The organism is Stenotrophomonas sp. a6, assembly GCF_030913325.1.
Lineage (GTDB): Bacteria > Pseudomonadota > Gammaproteobacteria > Xanthomonadales > Xanthomonadaceae > Stenotrophomonas > Stenotrophomonas maltophilia.
This window is the reverse complement of the sequence record NZ_CP133161.1, coordinates 1118912-1135877: the sequence shown is the minus strand read 5'-3', so window position 1 is coordinate 1135877 and position 16966 is coordinate 1118912. Positions and strand designations below refer to the sequence as shown.

Below are 16966 nucleotides of genomic sequence, written 5' to 3'. Positions count from 1 at the left end.
GGGGTCAGAGCCCTTTCGCGATGCGAAAGGGCTCTGACCCCACCAGCATTCCCGACAGCCGCCGTTGCGACTGCAATGCCCGCCGGATCGCCAGCAGATCCCCCGCCGGAATGCCCGCCTCGATGAACTCCACATAGCGCCTGCGCCGTTCATCCGCATCAGAACCCATCAGCTCGAATGCCGAATGCGGCTCGAGCAGCGCATTGGGCCTGCCACGCGCATTGGCGCGATAGCTGGACCAACGATAGTCGCCGGGATGCGCCACCTTCCCCGCCCGAACCGGGTTGAGCTCTATGTAGCGCTGGCAGGCCAGCAGATAGCGATCCGAATCCACCACCGTGGAGTGGAAGCGCCCTTCCCATAACGTGCCGGTGCGGCCCTGCCGTTCATTCACCCGACGTACGTAGGTCCGGCTCACGGCCTGCATCATCCGTGACAGCCCGCCGCAGACATCAGGCGTTGCCAGAAGATGGATGTGGTTGCCCATCAACACATAGGCGTGAACCCGGCAATGCTGCTGGTGCGCGTGATGACACAGCAGGCGAAGGTAGGCGACGTGGTCGCCATCGGTGAAGAACACGGGCTGGCGGTTGTTGCCGCGCTGGACGACATGTTGCGGATATCCGGGTGCATCGACCCGTCGTGGCCTCGGCATGGGCAGCTCCTGGTAACAGGGGGTCAGAGCCCTTCGCTGCGCAAAGGGATCCGACCCCGAGCATCTGCCGATTCCGCGCCCGTGCCAGTCGGTCCATGGCCTGCCGTTGGGTCAGTAGACGCCGGGGTCAGATCCCTTCCGCGTTGCGAAAGGGATCTGCCCCCTCCCCCATTTGCGCCCGCCCACACCCCACCTAGAATGGGGCCATGAGCACCCTGACCTTCCGCGCCGCCACGCCGGCCGACATCCCCGCCCTGATCGCCCTCGTCACCTCGGCCTACCGTGGCGACGCCAGCCGCGTCGGCTGGACCACCGAAGCCGACCTGCTGGATGGCGCCCGCATCGACGCCGAAGGCATCCAGGCCGACCTCGACCGCCCGCGCTCGACCATCCTGCTGGCCGAGCGCGGGGACCAGCTGGTGGCCTGCGCCCACGTCGCCGATGTCGACGGCAAGGGCTACTTCGGCATGTTCTCGGTCGATCCGGCCCAGCAGGGCGGCGGCGTCGGCAAGCAGCTGATGGACGCCGCCGAAGCACACGCCGCGCGCGAATGGAACGTACCGGTGATGCAGATGACCGTCATCGACGTGCGCGACGAGCTGATCGCCTTCTACGAGCGCCGCGGCTACAGCCGTACCGGCATCAAGAAGCCGTTCCCGTATGGCGACGAACGCTTCGGCATCCCCAAGCGCGACGACCTGCGCTTCGAGATCCTGGAAAAGCCGCTGAACGGAGCCGCCGCGTGAGCGAGGCCTGGACCTTTGTCTGTGCCGGCAACGAGCTGCTGCCGGGTGAAATGAAGAGCGTGTTCGACGAAGTGACCGGCACGCCGATCGTGGTATTCAACCTCGACGGCGAGCTGTACGCACTGGAAGACCAGTGCACGCATGAAGAGTTCGAACTGTCCTCGGGCGAGTTCAACACGACCGAAGGCAGCGTGGAGTGCGTGCTGCACGGCGCGCGTTTCGACGTTCGTGACGGCCGCGCCCTGTGTGCCCCGGCCTATACCCCGGTGCCCAAGTTTCCGGTGAAGCGCGAGCACGACGCGGTCTGGACCCGCGACGACCGGGATTGAGGCGGCGCTCGGCCCGGAGAGCCCCCAGAGGGCGCCTCGCGGGAGAGCATCCACCCATGGGGCGGATCCACTGAAGTGCACTGAGGGGCCCTCCAAGGCCCTTCCAGGCCATCCAGATCGGCAACCCGATTGCGCATATGCGAATCATTATCGTTGATGTTATTCTACGTAACATCTTCGTAACGACATCGCCCCTGCGCCATGGCTTCGCCCGCGCCCACCGCCACGCTGTGCCAGCTCGCCCGCCAAGGGTGGCCACTGCTCGTGGCCGTGCTGCTGACGTTGCTGCTGGGCTGGTCGGCCTTGCACGAGGGGCGTGGCGGCGATCCGGCTGCGCACGGCTGGCAGGCACACGCTGAAGATCTGCTGCAGGCGATGCCGCTGCCGCAACCGCCAGCCGACGAATGCCCGCAGCACGCCGCACCAGCACCGGAGCCTCCGTTTGATGGCGAGGGCACCTCGCCCTGCACCGGTCTGGTCCCTGCACGCGCCGCTCTGGTCGCGCGTATCCCGCTGTGGCGCTCCGATGCCCTGCGCTGGCAGTTGCATGATCCCGCGCTGCGGTTGAACCCCGGCCACGCACCGCCCGCACCGCACGCCAGCTGAGGCGCCCTGCGGCCGTTGCCGTGCGCCTGATTGCGTTTCCCGCCAGCCGAGCCTGGCTCGGCTCTACAGCACCCACCTCCCGCCTGTCGCCGCATGCCCATCTGCGCCGGCTCGCGCTCGCCCTTTCCCGATCCAAGCCACTACCCACCGCCATGACCCACATCACGTCCCGCAAGCACGCCCCGCGCGTTTCCCTGCTCGCCACCGCCACCCTGGCCGCGGGCTTTGCTCCGCTGGCTGCGCAGGCTGCCGACGGCGCCGACGCCGGTTCCCGCAACGCCACCGAGCTGGACAAGGTGCAGGTGCGCGGCAGCTGGTTCAACCCGTCCTCGCCGAAGTTCACCGCCGAGCTGCTGGACACCCCGAAGTCGGTGTCGATCGTGTCGGAGAAGCTGATCGCCGAAACCGGTGCGACCAACCTGCAGGATGCGCTGCGCATGGTGCCGGGCATCACCTTCGGTGCCGGCGAAGGCGGCAATCCGACCGGTGACCGCCCCTTCATCCGTGGCTTCGATTCGCAGAGCAACGTGTTCGTCGACGGACTGCGCGACGTCGGCTCGCAGACCCGCGAGATCTTCGACCTGGAGCAGGTGGAAGTGGTCAAGGGCCCGAGCTCGGCCTACGGCGGCCGTGACTCCGGTGGTGGCAGCCTGAACCTGGTGAGCAAGACGCCGAAGCTGAAGAACGAGACCAGCGCCAGCATGGGCATCGGCACCGACAGCTACGCGCGCGGCACGGTGGACGCCAACTACGTGCTGGGCGATGGCATCGCCGCCCGCCTGAACCTGATGAAGCACGAATCGGACATCGCCGGCCGCGACGCCGCCAACGTCAGCCGCTGGGGCATCGCGCCGTCGATCGCGTTCGGCCTGAACGGACCGGCGCAGCTGATCGCCAGCCACTACCACATGCAGAGCGATGACCTGCCGGACGCGGGTGGCTTCCCCTACAGCAATCCGTTCTCCAGCGGCCCGAACGTGGCCAAGAACGGTGATGGCCGGCCGATGGTGCCGGACCGCAACAACTACTACGGCCTGGTCGACCGTGATTTCCAGCGCACCCGCGCCGACATCAGCACCCTGGATGCCAGCTACGACTTCGGCGGCCACAAGCTGCGCAACATCGCGCGCCTGGGCAACACCAGCAACGACTACCTGTGGACCCAGCCGGACGACAGCAAGGGCAACCCCAACCTGTACGGCACCTTGTGGCGTCGCACCAACACCCGTGCGGTCGACGTCAAGAGCTTCGCCGACCAGCTGGGCCTGACCGGTGCGTTCCAGACCGGCGCGCTCAAGCACAGCTACAGCGCGGGCGTGGAGTACAGCGACGAGAAGATGACCCGTGGCAGCTACCTGATGTCGCCGGGCACCGCCAATCCCCTTGAAAACAGCGCCAACAGCACTCGCTGCCAGGTGTCCGGCGCGGCCACCGGCTACAACTGCACCGACTTCAACAATCCGAACCCGAACGATCCGTGGGCGGCCGGTCAGATCGTCTATCGCAGCGACAAGGCACTGGACGTCGAGCAGCGCACCAAGACCACCTCGGCCTACGTGTTCGACACCATCGAGCTCAATGAGCAGTGGATGATCAACCTCGGCCTGCGCTACGACGACTTCCGTACCACCCTGACCACTCCGGTGGCCGGCAAGGCACCGACCCGCGTGCGCAACAGCAACGACTTCCTGAACTACCAGGCCGGCGTGGTGTTCAAGCCGGCCGCCAACGGCAGCATCTACCTGTCCTGGGGCACCTCCTCGACCCCGCCGGGCATGGACGGTGGTGACGGTTCGGACGGCCTGAGCGCCGCCGTGGCCGACCTCAAGCCGCAGGACACCAGGAACCTCGAGCTGGGCACCAAGTGGGACCTGTTCGACAAGCGCCTGAACCTGACTGCCGCGATCTTCCACACCGTGATGAACAACGCACGTGTGACCATCGACAACGGCACCAGCCAGAACGCCGGCAAGAAGGAAATCAACGGCTTCGAGCTGGGCTTCACCGGCCAGCTGACCGATGCCTGGAGCCTGTACGGCGGCTACACCTACCTGGACTCGGAACTGAAGGACAACGGTTTCGTCTGTGGCGCACCGGTGGGCCGCACCTGCCCGTCCAACGTCTACGTGCCGTCGCCGAACAACGGCAACGAGTTCCCGAACACCGCCAAGCACAGCGCCAACCTGTGGACCACCTACCGCTTCCCGATCGGCCTGACCATCGGCGCCGGTGCGTTCTACTCGGACAAGCAGTACGGTGACGTCGCCAACACCAAGTGGATTGCCAGCTACACCCGCTTCGACGCGATGGCCAGCTACGCGATCCAGGACAACATCAGCCTGCAGCTCAACGTGCAGAACCTGACCGACAAGACCTACTTCACCAAGGCCTATGCCTCGCACTACGCGAGCATCGCCCCGGGTCGCTCGGCCACCCTGGCACTGAACGTGAAGTTCTGATGTAACTGCGCTCCACCACGGCGGCAGGCTCTCCTGCCGCCGTTTTTGTTTCCGGCGATACTCACCCCATGGCAACCCGTACCCCCATCGACAGCGATGCTCTGGCCGAGCTGCTGCAGCACGATCCGCAGGCTGCCTTCGCACGCGTGCGCGACGCCGCGCAGGCCGGGCAGGTCGAGGCACAACTGCTGCTCGCGCAGATGCACATGGAAGGCAAAGGCACCACACAGGACGCCTCGGCGGCGCGGCTCTGGTACGAAACCGCCGCCAACAACGGCGCGCCGATGGCGATGAACATGCTGGGCCGCTGCCACGAACTGGGCCAGGGCACCGCCCCCGACCCGACACTCGCCGCGGTGTGGTACCGGCGCGCGGCCGACACCGGGCTGGACTGGGGCCTGTACAACCTGGCCAACCTGCTGGCCACCGGCCGCGGCGTGCCCGAGGACCGCGCGCAGGCACTGGCCCTGTACACCCGTGCCGCACACCTGGGCCATGCCAAATCGATGAACCTGCTGGCCCGCCACCTCGAAGACGGGCTGGATACCGCACCCGATCCGCAGGCAGCGCTGGCCTGGTACCAGCGCGCGGCCGAAGCCGGTGATTTCCGCGGCCAGGCGAACTACGCCTCGATCCTGCTGCAGGCCGGCCAGGTCGAGCAGGCCGTGCACTGGCTGCGGCTCGCACTGGCCCACGGCAGCCCGGCGTTCATGGCGCACATCGTGCCCGAACTGGCCGCGTCGCCGCATCCACAGGTCCGCGCCCTGGTCGCGCCGCCGTCCCTCTGAGGAGTCCCGCATGCTGCTGCACATCCCCGACATTCTCAGCGCCGACCAGGTGGCCGACTTTCGCCGCCGACTGGATGCCGCCGACTGGACCGATGGCCGCGAAACCGTCGGCCATCTGGGCGCGCAGGCCAAGCACAACCAGCAGCTGCCCGAGGCCTCACCGCTGCGCCGCGAACTGGGCGAGATCATCCTCGTCGCGCTGGCCCGGCACCCGCTGTTCTTCAGCGCCGCGCTGCCGCTGAAATACCTGCCGCCGCGCTTCAACCGCTACAGCGGTGGCGGCACCTATGGCTTCCATGTTGATGGCGCGGTGATGAACCTGGCCAACGGCGAACAGCTGCGTTCGGACATTTCCTGCACCCTGTTCCTGTCGGCGCCGGACGAGTACGAGGGCGGCGAACTGATCATCAGCGACACCTACGGCGAGCACGAAGTGAAGCTGCCGGCCGGCGACCTGATCGTGTACCCGTCCAGCAGCCTGCACCAGGTGCGCCCCGTCACTGCCGGCGCGCGCGTGGCCTCGTTCTTCTGGGTGCAGAGCATGGTCCGCGACGATGTGCAGCGCCGCCTGCTATGGGAAATGGACGGCTCGATCGAGCGCCTGCGGCAGACCGGCGGCGACGCCGGGGCGGTGCTGCAGCTGACCGGCGTGTACCACAACCTGCTGCGGCGCTGGAGCGAGGTCTGAGCCCCGTCCGGCTGGCCCGCGACATTTTGGCAATCATTCTCATTTGCAACGGCTAACAGCTCTCATTACAATCACGCCCCGTTGATGCCGGCCGCTGCCGGCAGACCCCTGGGGACCCCTGCTTGCTGCGCCCGCTTCGCCCTCGTCCACTCATCCATCGCAAGATGGGCACCGCCATGCGCGGCCAGCGTCCTGCGCTGGCCAGCCTGCTGGCGTGGGTGGCGATGCTGGCCCTGCTGCTGGGCACCCTGCCGCTGCTGCCACTCGGCCAGGCCGGAATGGCCGTGCAGATGCCGCTGGAAGAGCGCGGCGGCGAAGGCGCCTTGCAGGAAGAGGCACCGGCCAAGCTGCGCCGCTGTGCTGCCGCTCCGGTGAAATCAGCCGAGAAGGCACGCCCGCCGTTGCTGCTGGCCAGCCAATGGCTGCGCACCGAGCTTGAACTCGTACCTGCCACGCCGGCCATGCCCGGCGTGCGCCCGGACTGGCCGCTGGCTGCTCCGGACACGCCCTGGGCCGATGCGCCCGGGCGCCGCCAGCAACGCGGCCAGGCGCCGCCGCTCGCCTGATTCACGGCCCCGCGTGACCGCCTGCGCGGTCGCACCCGCGCGCCGCTGCCTGCTTCATCCCTGCCGCCCCTGACCGGGCCTCCCCGTGCATGCCGCGCCGTTCGCGCCTGGCATCGCACCACCCTGCAACCTTCGAGGTTACTGCCATGGCCCAGCGCCATCGTGTCCGTTCGTCCCTGTCCCGTACCCTGCTGACCAGCGCCGTGCTGGCAGCCATGACCGCCCCTGCCTTCGCCCACGGTGACGCTACCGGCGCGCCACAGACGCTGGACAAGGTGGTGGTCACCGCCTCCGGCTTCGAGCAGAAGGTGATCGATGCCCCCGCCAGCATCAGCGTGGTCAGCCGCGAGGAACTGAGCAAGCGCCCGTATACCAGCCTGGTCGACGCGCTGCGCGACGTCGAAGGCATCGACGTCGGCCTGGAAGCGACCGACAAGAACGGCCGCGCCACCGTGTCGATGCGCGGCCTGCCGTCCGAGTACACCCTGGTGCTGATCGACGGCCGCCGCCAGAGCAATGTCGGCCAGATCTATCCGAACAACTTCGGTGGCGGCCAGTTCGCCTACCTGCCGCCGCTGGACGCGATCGAGCGCATCGAAGTCGTGCGCGGCCCGATGTCCACGCTGTATGGCTCGGACGCGATGGGTGGCGTCATCAACATCATCACCCGACGCAACCAGGACCGCTGGCACGGCGCCGTGACCCAGGGCTTCACCGTGCAGCAGGATGACCAGTTCGGTGATGCGCGCACCACCGACCTGTACCTCAACGGCCCGCTGCTGAAGGACCGCCTCAGCCTGGCGGTCCGCGGCAGCTACTACGACGCCAAGGCCTCCAATCCGGAGTGGGACGCACTGACCCTGCCCGACGGCAGCCTGTGGGAGCGCAGCATCGGCTTCGGCGGCGGTGGCAAGTCGGTGGCCAACACCAACTGGAATACCGGCGTGCGCCTGGACTTCCGGGTCAACGATGACCACGAACTGTGGCTGGACTACGACCTGTCGCGGCAGAAGTACGACAACAGCGAAGGCCAGACCGGCACGCTGGACAGCCTGGCCAGCCTGTGGCGCATCGGCAATGCGGTCATCCCCAACCCGAACGGCAGCGGCACCGTCACCCGCCGCGTGGTGCAGCCGCGCGTGGGCTACACCGCCTACCAGCGCTACGAGCGCGATCAGCTGTCGCTGACCCACCAGGGCCGCTACAGCTTCGGCACCTGGCAGACCTCACTGACCCACAGCAAGAGCAGCAACCTGGGCCGTTCGCTGCCGCTGACCCTGGACGAGCGCGCCAACCTGCAGACGCTGTGGAATGACGTCTGCCGCCGCACCGGCGCCGCCAACAACTGTGCGGCCGGCCGTGGCAATGCCCTGGCCGCGCTCAACCCGAGCGAGATGGCGCGCCTGCAGGCGTTCCTGCCGCGTCCGCTGCGCACCATGGAACTGGAAGGCTACGTGCTCGACACGATGCTCGACCTCGACTTCGGCGCGCACAAGCTGACCGTCGGCGGCCAGTACAACGACACCGACATGATCGACGGCGTGTTCGGCATGGATGGCGCCGGTTATCGCAGCAACACCAGGCAGAAGCACCGCATGTGGGCGCTGTTCGCCGAGGACAACTGGGCGCTGACCGATACCCTCACCGCTACCTTCGGCCTGCGCTACGACGACCACAACGTGTTCGGCAGCCACGTCAGTCCGCGTGGCTACCTGGTGTGGAACGCCAGCGATGCGTGGACCTTCAAGGGTGGCGTCAGCACCGGCTACAAGACCCCGCGACCGGACCAGTTGTTCCCGGGCATCACCGGCTTCGGTGGCCAGGGCGTGCTGCCGCTGGTCGGTTCCCCGAACCTCAAGCCTGAAACCAGCACCAACTACGAGCTGGCCGCCTACTACGAAGGCCAGCGCTGGGGCTTCAACGTCACCGGCTTCTTCAACACGTTCGAAGACAAGATCGCCAGCGGCGGAACGTTCCCGAACTGCGAAGTGGCGCGCGCCGGCAGCGGCTACTGCGTGGACATCGGCCCAGGCTGGGCAGCACTGGGCTACAGCACCTTCACCCAGAGCGTGAACATCGACAAGGCCGAGACCCGCGGCGCGGAACTGGCCGGTCATGTCGACCTGCTCGACACCCTGCAGCTGCGCGGCAACTACACCTGGACCAGGAGCGAGCAGACCAGCGGCCCCGACAAGGGACGCCCGATCTCAGGCACCACGCCGGCAAAGCACATGGCCAACGCCAGCCTCAACTGGCAGATCAACGAAGCGATCAGCCTGTCGCTGATCGGCGAAGGCCGCTACGACCGCTATCGCGACACCCTCATCGACAGTGCCGGCACCCGCCACGTGCGCTATTACGAGGACTACACGATCTTCCACCTGGGGGGCAGCTGGAAGGCTACGCCGTGGCTGACGGTCAATGCACGGGTCAACAACCTGTTCGACAAGGACTTCGTTTCGCAGTCGTGCCTGCTGCTCAATCCCAGCGAGTTCAGTTGCGTGGATGACTACGCGACCAAGGACCAGCGCCGCAGCTACTGGATTTCGTTGAACGCGAAGTTCTGATCGCCGTGCCCTTCCCCGGTGGGTGCCGACCTTGGTCGGCATCGCTTCATCCACGCATGGCCTGGATCTACCGATCGGTAGTGCCGGCCGCTGGCCGGCAACCCGCCAGATCTGCTCCAGGGATACAGAACGACACGCAATTGCGAGCTATTCTCATCAATGATGTAATGGGCAGTCCCCGTCCGCCTCGAACCGTGCCGTGAGCCGTCCTGCCTCTTCCACCGTGCAGCAGCAACAGAACCGTGGCTTCTGGCTGCGGACGCTGCACCAGTGGCACTGGATCAGCTCGGCGGTGTGCCTGATCGGCATGCTGCTGTTCGCGGTGACCGGCCTGACCCTCAACCATGCCGCGAAGATCGAGGCCAAGCCCGAGGTGCAGAACCAGCATCTGGAACTGCCGGCCGCGCTGCTTGGACAGCTCGGCACGCGCGAAGACGGCAACGCACCGATTCCGCGCCCTGCCCGGCAATGGCTGGACACGCAGCTGGGCATCGCCATCGGCGGGCGACCGGCCGAGTGGTCGCCCGAAGAGATCTACCTGTCGCTGCCGCGCCCCGGTGGCGACGCCTGGCTGAGCATCGATCGCGAGACCGGCGCGGTGGAATACGAATCGACCTCGCGCGGCGCGGTGTCCTACCTCAACGACCTGCACAAGGGCCGCAACGCGGGCCCGGCGTGGGGCTGGTTCCTGGACCTGTTCGCCGTGGCCTGCCTGGTGTTCTGCATCACCGGCCTGTTCCTGCTGCACCTGCATGCGCGGCAGCGGCGCATGACCTGGCCGCTGGTCGGCCTCGGCCTGATGATCCCGCTGCTGATCGCCCTGTTGCTGATCCACTGACTTTTCCCCGTTTCCGGAGCCGCCCCATGCGCGTCACCCTGACCATCGCCCTCAGCGGCCTGCTGGCCACCTCGCCGGCCTATGCCACCACCCTCGACATCAACGTCGAAGTGCCCAAGCTCAACGTGGCCGAATACCACCGGCCGTATGTGGCCGTGTGGCTGGAAGGCGCCGACCAGAAGGTCGCGGCCAACCTCTCGGTCTGGTACCAGCAGACCAGCAACAGCGAAGGCCACGGCACCAAGTGGCTGCCCGACCTGCGCCAGTGGTGGCGCAAGAGTGGCCGCACCCTGCAGGTGCCGGTGGACGGCGTGACCGGCCCGACCCGCCCGGCCGGCAAGCACGCGCTGTCGTTCAACGACAGGCAGCCGGCACTGAAGCAGCTGGCCCCGGGCAACTACACCCTGGTGGTGGAAGCGGTGCGCGAAGTCGGCGGCCGCGAGCTGTTGAAGATCCCCTTCACCTGGCCGGCCACCGCCGCGCAGAACGGCAAGGCGCAGGGCGCCACCGAACTGGGCCAGGTCACCCTCGCCGTCAAACCGTAATCGCCTGAGCCGGGGTCGAGTCCCTTCCGCAGGAAGGGCTCTGACCCCATCGCCCTATCCCCCGGGGTCAGAGCTCTTTCCGATGGAAAGGGATCCGACCCCTTCCAACTGGAGTCTTCCGCATGAAGCGCACGCTCGTCCTCGCCGCCGCCCTGGCCGCTGCCCTTCCCTTCTCCGCCCTGGCCCACAAGGCCTGGCTGCTGCCCTCGCAGACCGTGATCGCCGGCAACGCGCCGTGGATCACCGTCGACGGTGCGGTCTCCAACGATCTGTTCTACTTCAACCACGTGCCGCTGCGCCTGGAATCGCTGGTGATCACCGCACCGGACGGCAGCACCGTGCAGCCGCAGAACGCGTCGACCGGCAAGTACCGCAGCGTGTTCGACATCGAACTGAAGCAGCCGGGCACCTACCGCATCGCGTCGGTCAACGATGGCCTGTTCGCCACCTACGAGCAGAACGGCGAGCGCAAGCGCTGGCGCGGCAGCGTCGCGACCCTTGACGAACTGCCGAAGGACGCGAAGAAGCTGGAAGTGAGCCAGTCAATCGGTCGCGTGGAAACCTTCGTCACCAACGGCGCGCCGAACGACACTGCGCTGAAGCCGACCAACCGTGGCATCGAGCTGGTTGCGGTCGGTCACCCGAACGACCTGTTCGCCGGCGAGGAAGCCACCTTCCGCGTGCTGGTTGACGGCAAGCCGACCGCCGGCCTGGAATTCGAGATCGTGCGTGGCGCCACCCGCTACCGCAACGCGCAGGACGAACTGAAGCTGACCAGCGATGCCAAGGGCGAGATCAAGGTGACCTGGCCGGAAGCCGGCATGTACTGGCTGGAAACCGGCACCGAGGACAACAAGACGTCGGTGAAGCAGGCCGCCAAGCGCCGCCTGAGCTACGTCGCCACGCTGGAAGTGCTGCCGCAGTAATGACGCGAACCGCGATGCCGGGCAACCCCGGCATCGCACCCGCAACGCATCACCATGACCGATTCCCTGCTCGACATCGCCCGCCTCGGCGGCACCACCATGGGCACCACCTGGAGCGTGTCGCTGGTCGCGCCGCGCCAGCGCGACCTGCACCCGCTGCACGCCGGCATCCAGGCGCGGCTGGACGAAGTGGTCGCGCAGATGAGTACCTGGGAGCCCGGTTCGGACCTGAGCCGCTACAACCGCGCCGACGCGGGCCAATGGTGCGTGCTGCCGGCCGAGACCCGCCACGTTCTGACCTGCGCACAGGCGATCGCGTCCACCAGTGGCGGCGCCTTCGATCCCACCGTCGGTCCGCTGGTTGCCCTGTGGGGCTTCGGTGCACATGCCGGTGAACGCCGCCAGCCCGACGACGCTACCCTGCAGGCCACGCGCGATCGCTGCGGTTGGCAGCGCCTGCAGTGGCAGGACGATGCGCTGCTGCAACCGGGTGGGCTGGAACTGGATCTCTCCGCGATCGCCAAGGGCTTTGGCGTCGACCATGTCGCTGCGTGGCTGCGCACACAGGGCATCACTGCCGCGCTGGTCGAAGTCGGCGGCGAACTGGCCGGCTACGGCCGCAAACCGGACGGCCAGCCGTGGCGCGTGCTGGTGGAGTCCGCGCCGGAAGAAGATGCGCACACCAATACCCCGCTGCGGGTGCTGGCGCTGGAGGGCAAGGCGGTGGCCACCTCCGGCGATCGCTGGCACCAGTACCAGGTCGATGGCGAGGCCTACAGTCACAGCCTGGACCCGCGTTCGGGCAGACCGGTGCGCCAGGTTGCCGCGGCAGTCACCGTGGTGGCCGACGACGCCATGCACGCCGATGCCTGGGCCACCGCACTGACCGTGCTGGGCCGCGAACAGGGCATGGCGCTGGCCGAGCGCGAAGGCCTGGCTGCACGCTACCTGCAGCGTGCAGCAGACGGCCCGCAGGAATTCCTCAGCAGCGCCTTCCAGCGCCTGCTCGACGAGCAGAGCCCATGAGTACCCGGCCGTCGCGCGCGTGGCTCGGCAACGCGCTGGTCCTGCTTCTGCTGGCGCTGATCGGCTGGGCGCTGCTGCGCCTGCACCTCGGTGAGGCCTGGTGGCAGGGCGCGCCACCTGCGCGGCAGTCGCAGATCGCGGTGCTCTCCACGGTGCTGTACGCGCTGGCCTGCGCTGCATTGTGGTGGCGTGGGCGCCCGCGCGACGATGCCGCAAGCGGAGACACCGCGCCCATCCTGCTGGTCTGGTCCAGCCAGACCGGCTTCGCCCGCGAACTGGCCGAACGCAGTGCCGAGGCCCTGCGCGGTGCCGGCGTGCCCGTGCGCGTGCGCGGACTGCACGAGGTCGACGCCGTGTTGCTGGCCGGCAGCCAGCGCGCGCTGTTCATCGCCAGCACCACCGGCGAAGGTGATCCGCCCGACCACGCCCTGCCGTTCCTGCGCGGGGTGATGTCCACGCCGCCCTCGCTGCAGCATCTGCACTACGGCGTGCTCGCACTGGGCGACCGCAGCTATGGCCACTTCTGCGGATTCGGTCACCAGCTCGACCAATGGCTGCGCCAGCACGGCGCGCATCCACTGTTCGATGCAATCGAAGTCGACAACGCCGATCCGGCGGCGCTGCGCCATTGGCAGCAGTTGCTGGGACAACTCGGCGGTAACGCCAGCGAACTGCCCGACTGGAGTCCGGCCGAGTACCAGCCGTGGACGCTGCTGCAGCGCGAGCATCTGAACCCGGGCAGCCCCGGCGGCCCCGTGTATTGGTTGCGCCTGCAGCCCCCAGCCGATGCAGATGCGCAATGGCAGGCCGGTGACATCGCCGAGATCGGCCCACAGCACGCATCGCACACCGTGCGTGCCTGGCTGGACACACAACGCTTTGACGCGGACATCGTGCTGGATGACGGACAGACGTTGCTGGCACGCGTCGCGCGCTCGCACCTGCCCTCATTGGTTCCCCCGGGTGATCTGCCTGCATTGCTGGCGACCCTGCAGCCGCTGCCGCATCGCGAGTACTCGATCGCCTCGGTGATGGCCGACGGTGCGGTGGAGCTGCTGCTGCGCCGCCAACTGCGCGCCGATGGAACACCGGGCATCGGCAGTGGCTGGCTGTGCGACCACGCGGCCATCGACGAACCGGTGCAGCTGCGTCTGCGCCGCAACGACAATTTCCATGGCGTGCCCGCCGATGTGCCGCTGCTGCTGATCGGCAACGGCACCGGCATCGCCGGCCTGCGCGCGCATCTGCACGAACGTGCCCGGAGTGGCGCGCGCCGCACCTGGCTGCTGTTCGGTGAGCGCACCGCCGCGCACGACTTCCATTTCGGTGAAGAACTGCAGGCGATGCTGGCCAGCGGAACGCTGGCGCGGCTGGATGCTGTGTTCAGCCGAGATGGCGGCGCGCATCGCTATGTGCAGGACCGGCTGCTGGCCGAAGCGGCAACGCTGCGGCAGTGGGTGGATGAAGGCACGACGATCCTGGTCTGCGGCAGCCTGCAGGGCATGGCCCCGGCGGTGGATGCGGTGATCGAGCAGGTGTTGGGTACTGCGGGCAAGGAAGCGCTGTTGCTGGCCGGTCGTTACCGGCGCGATGTGTATTGAACGAACCATCGGGGTCGGATCCCTTTCCGCAGGAAAGGGCTCTGACCCCAACCACAGCCGCACCATGACGGCGTGCCCAGGCATGGTGACAACCTCACAGCTGTAGATCCACGCCATGCGTGGATGGCGCCCACCGGCGCCCAGCAATCATCCCGCTGCTGCACTGACCCGTATCGCCAGCAACTCGCCACCGCCCTGCAACGCGTGCCGCTGACGTTCGCCGGCCGCCAACCATGCGGTATCGCCCGCCTGCAACGCCGGCAGCCCGCTGTCGGCACCAAACTCCGCCTGACCGGCCAGCAGATGCAGCGCCCAGGCCACGCCCGGTTCGCAGAAGAAGAACATCGCGCCCACCAGCGGCCGGTGCAGCAGTTCGGCCTGCAGCAGCTCGCGCTTCCACATGAGGTTGAAGTCGTGGGTGGTGCCATCGACCAGTTCCCCGTGCAGTGTCTCCTCACCAGCAAACCGCACTCGTCCGTGTGGCGGCAGCACTTCCGCCACGCGTCCATCGTCGAAGCGCAGGCGCACGCCATTGCCCTGCAGCAACACCAGTTCGCGCTCCACGCCGGGGAAGGCAGAGAACGCGGCATCCTGTTCGATTTCGGCCACCGACAGGCGCAGCGCCCAGTCATCGCCCTGCGCGGGCAGGCGCAGGATCTCGCGGGTCCAGCCCAGGCCGTTGCGCCAACGTTCGCGGCGGTAGTCCAGGCTGGAGATCACCTGGCTCGGAGTGTGCAGCAGGGAGTCGATGTTCATCGGCGCATTGCATCATGCCGCGCGCCGTCGTGCATCACCGCGTGGCGAGCGTGCCCTGGCCACCGCACCCGCCGGCCAGCAGCTGCGAGTGCTTCAGCCAATCCTGGTCGGGGTAGTAAGCGAACACCATCGTGCCGCCACGCAACGCATCGATCAGCGGCCTGGCCACCGACAGGCGCACCGCCGGGCAACCCAGGCTGCGGCCCAGCCGCCCCTGCAGCTGCGCGGCAGCCGGATTCACGTATGGCGCACCATGGATGACGATGGCTCGGTCACGCGCGCGGTCGTTGAAGCCCGGTTCCAGCCCGGCCAGGCGCAGCGAATATCCATTGCCCCCCATGTAGGTCTCCTGCGCGGTGAACGCGCCGAGGCTGGACATGAAACTGCCATCGCGGTTGGAGAAGTGCTCGGTGCGGTTCTCGCCACTGTTGCGGCCATGCGCCACCCACTCCTCGAACAGCAGGCGCTGGTGGGCCAGGTCGAACACCCACAGGCGCGGCTCGGTGGACGGGCGCGAATAGTCGATCACGCTGAGGCGATCACCATTGATGCCCAGTTCCGGCCGCTGCAGCGCACAGCGCATGGCGTGCGCCGCCAACTGCAACACGTGGCGGTCGGCCTTGGGCGCACTGCGCGACAGCAGGGCAGCCAGATCATCGGCGCTGGTGGCAAGGGCGGGCGTCTGTGCCAGCGCCGGGGCGCTGGCCGAGGTCGCCAGCAGGCCGAACGCGGCCAGCCGGCACAGGCGGGATGCAGTCATGGGCACAACGAGGGCACTCAGTTGCCCTTGAGGGTGGACCCTGGCGGCTCGGATTCCAAGACCGGCTGCATTCCGGATTCAGCCGGGCTTGGGCGGACCGCCGGCAGCGAGGTCACCAGCAGGGTCGTGCCCGGCACCAGCACCTGGTACAGCTGGCGGGCGAAATCGGCCGGCAGCGCCATCGGCAGCGAGGGCGTGGCCAGCAGGTCCGGCGTGGCCTGGGCACGGTCCTGGCCCAGCAACGGGTAGGCCGTCCACTGGTGCAGACGCTGGTTCACGTCCAGCGGGCTGGGGGTGTCGCTGTAACCCTGCCCCATCACGAACAGCGTGGTGCCCTGGAACGCCGGCAGGGCGTCAGCCTTCAGCGGCGACTCGCCGATCATCACGCCATCGCGCAGCACGTACAGGCGCTGGTCGTGCAGGCTGACCAGGATGCCGACCTGCCCGGCCGGCGCCGCGCTGTCGTCCCACCAAGCCTGTGCCGGGGCTCCGCCCTCGGCCTCCGGCAGCGCCTGACCGCGCGCGTTCACCGGCGCCAGCACCGACGGATAGGCCAGGGTCATCGGTGAGCTCTTGGCATCGGCCACGACCACGGTATCGCCGCGCTGGGTTTCGCTGAACAGCTTCTGCGCGAAGGCCTGCGGCAGGCGCACGCAGCCGTGCGAGGCGGGATGCCCGGGCAGGCTGCCGCCATGCAGGGCGATGCCGTCCCAGGTCAGCCGCTGCATGTACGGCATCGGCGCGCTGTTGTAGAGGTTGGACCTGTGGTCCTTGTCCTTCTGCAGGATGGTGAACACGCCGGTTGGCGTCTCGTGCCCGGCCTTGCCCGAGCTGATCGTGGTCAGGCCGATGGCAATTCCGTTGCGGTAGACGTAGGCGCGCTGCTCATCGAGGCTGACCACCAGCACGATCGGGCCGGTCGGCGAGATTTCCGGATGCCAGAGGTATTCGCCCGGCTTGAGGTCGGTCGGCCCGCGCACTTCAGCGCTGCTGGCTGCGGCAGCCGTGGGCTTGCCAGCCGCTGTCGGCGCAGCGGCATGGGCCAGCAGCGGCAGGGCCAGTGCAAGGGCGAGCATCAGGGTGGTGGGGCGGAGCGGGAGCATCCAGCGG

The 16966-nt window shown here is 67.9% G+C and carries 17 protein-coding genes; 13 read left to right on the top strand and 4 right to left on the bottom strand.

The features are described 5' to 3' along the window. Positions 1 to 4 precede the first annotated feature (4 nt). Complete coding sequence (locus Q9Q79_RS05290; protein WP_012479366.1) at positions 5 to 655, bottom strand: transposase; 651 nt, start codon at positions 653 to 655, stop codon at positions 5 to 7. 206 nt (positions 656 to 861) lie between these two features. Here Q9Q79_RS05290 and Q9Q79_RS05285 point away from each other — a divergent pair, with 206 nt between their 5' ends. The 13 genes from Q9Q79_RS05285 to Q9Q79_RS05225 all read left to right on the top strand — a co-directional run bounded on the left by Q9Q79_RS05285 (position 862) and on the right by Q9Q79_RS05225 (position 14340). Then, positions 862 to 1401, top strand: a complete 540-nt coding sequence (locus tag Q9Q79_RS05285; RefSeq protein WP_005408429.1) for a GNAT family N-acetyltransferase — start codon at positions 862 to 864, stop codon at positions 1399 to 1401. Continuing rightward, the gene (locus Q9Q79_RS05280; protein ID WP_012479365.1) at positions 1398 to 1730 is read left to right on the top strand and encodes a non-heme iron oxygenase ferredoxin subunit; all 333 of its coding nucleotides are present in this window, start codon (positions 1398 to 1400) and stop codon (positions 1728 to 1730) included. The genes Q9Q79_RS05285 and Q9Q79_RS05280 overlap by 4 nt, the downstream gene beginning before the upstream one ends. Positions 1731 to 1931: 201 nt before the next feature. Next, on the top strand, positions 1932 to 2336 hold the full coding sequence (locus Q9Q79_RS05275; protein WP_005408427.1) for a hypothetical protein: 405 nt from the start codon (positions 1932 to 1934) through the stop codon (positions 2334 to 2336). A 152-nt stretch (positions 2337 to 2488) separates the two neighbouring features. Next, on the top strand, positions 2489 to 4795 hold the full coding sequence (locus Q9Q79_RS05270) for a TonB-dependent receptor (RefSeq protein WP_005408426.1): 2307 nt from the start codon (positions 2489 to 2491) through the stop codon (positions 4793 to 4795). 68 nt (positions 4796 to 4863) lie between these two features. Further along, positions 4864 to 5583: a tetratricopeptide repeat protein gene (locus tag Q9Q79_RS05265; RefSeq protein WP_099562715.1), complete on the top strand. Its 720-nt coding sequence runs from the start codon at positions 4864 to 4866 to the stop codon at positions 5581 to 5583. Positions 5584 to 5593: 10 nt separating this feature from the next. Next, complete coding sequence (locus Q9Q79_RS05260; protein WP_049430447.1) at positions 5594 to 6271, top strand: Fe2+-dependent dioxygenase; 678 nt, start codon at positions 5594 to 5596, stop codon at positions 6269 to 6271. Positions 6272 to 6435: 164 nt separating this feature from the next. After that, entirely contained in the window at positions 6436 to 6837 is a 402-nt protein-coding gene (locus tag Q9Q79_RS05255; protein WP_024958212.1) for a hypothetical protein, read from the top strand. Positions 6838 to 6983: 146 nt separating this feature from the next. Further along, positions 6984 to 9404, top strand: a complete 2421-nt coding sequence (locus tag Q9Q79_RS05250) for a TonB-dependent receptor (protein ID WP_201861908.1) — start codon at positions 6984 to 6986, stop codon at positions 9402 to 9404. A gap of 199 nt (positions 9405 to 9603) precedes the next feature. After that, positions 9604 to 10242: a PepSY-associated TM helix domain-containing protein gene (locus Q9Q79_RS05245; RefSeq protein ID WP_005408421.1), complete on the top strand. Its 639-nt coding sequence runs from the start codon at positions 9604 to 9606 to the stop codon at positions 10240 to 10242. Positions 10243 to 10268: 26 nt separating this feature from the next. Then, positions 10269 to 10787 carry a DUF2271 domain-containing protein gene (locus Q9Q79_RS05240; RefSeq protein ID WP_005408420.1) on the top strand — a complete coding sequence of 173 codons (519 nt, stop codon included), beginning with the start codon at positions 10269 to 10271 and terminating at the stop codon, positions 10785 to 10787. A gap of 122 nt (positions 10788 to 10909) precedes the next feature. Beyond that, positions 10910 to 11713: a DUF4198 domain-containing protein gene (locus tag Q9Q79_RS05235; protein WP_049459151.1), complete on the top strand. Its 804-nt coding sequence runs from the start codon at positions 10910 to 10912 to the stop codon at positions 11711 to 11713. A gap of 54 nt (positions 11714 to 11767) precedes the next feature. Beyond that, positions 11768 to 12739, top strand: coding sequence for an FAD:protein FMN transferase (locus Q9Q79_RS05230; protein ID WP_049459152.1), 972 nt, complete (start codon positions 11768 to 11770; stop codon positions 12737 to 12739). Continuing rightward, complete coding sequence (locus Q9Q79_RS05225; protein ID WP_065183148.1) at positions 12736 to 14340, top strand: sulfite reductase subunit alpha; 1605 nt, start codon at positions 12736 to 12738, stop codon at positions 14338 to 14340. Before Q9Q79_RS05230 ends, Q9Q79_RS05225 begins: the two co-directional genes overlap by 4 nt. A 147-nt stretch (positions 14341 to 14487) precedes the next feature. On the opposite strand, the gene Q9Q79_RS05220 is transcribed toward Q9Q79_RS05225, so the two are convergent. The 3 genes from Q9Q79_RS05220 to Q9Q79_RS05210 are packed head-to-tail and all read right to left on the bottom strand — an operon-like array spanning position 14488 to position 16959. Next, positions 14488 to 15096, bottom strand: a complete 609-nt coding sequence (locus Q9Q79_RS05220) for a HutD family protein (RefSeq protein ID WP_005412516.1) — start codon at positions 15094 to 15096, stop codon at positions 14488 to 14490. A 34-nt stretch (positions 15097 to 15130) separates the two neighbouring features. Beyond that, positions 15131 to 15856 carry a murein L,D-transpeptidase catalytic domain family protein gene (locus Q9Q79_RS05215; RefSeq protein ID WP_005408415.1) on the bottom strand — a complete coding sequence of 242 codons (726 nt, stop codon included), beginning with the start codon at positions 15854 to 15856 and terminating at the stop codon, positions 15131 to 15133. A gap of 17 nt (positions 15857 to 15873) precedes the next feature. Continuing rightward, positions 15874 to 16959, bottom strand: coding sequence for a L,D-transpeptidase (locus Q9Q79_RS05210; protein WP_012479357.1), 1086 nt, complete (start codon positions 16957 to 16959; stop codon positions 15874 to 15876). Positions 16960 to 16966 lie beyond the last annotated feature (7 nt).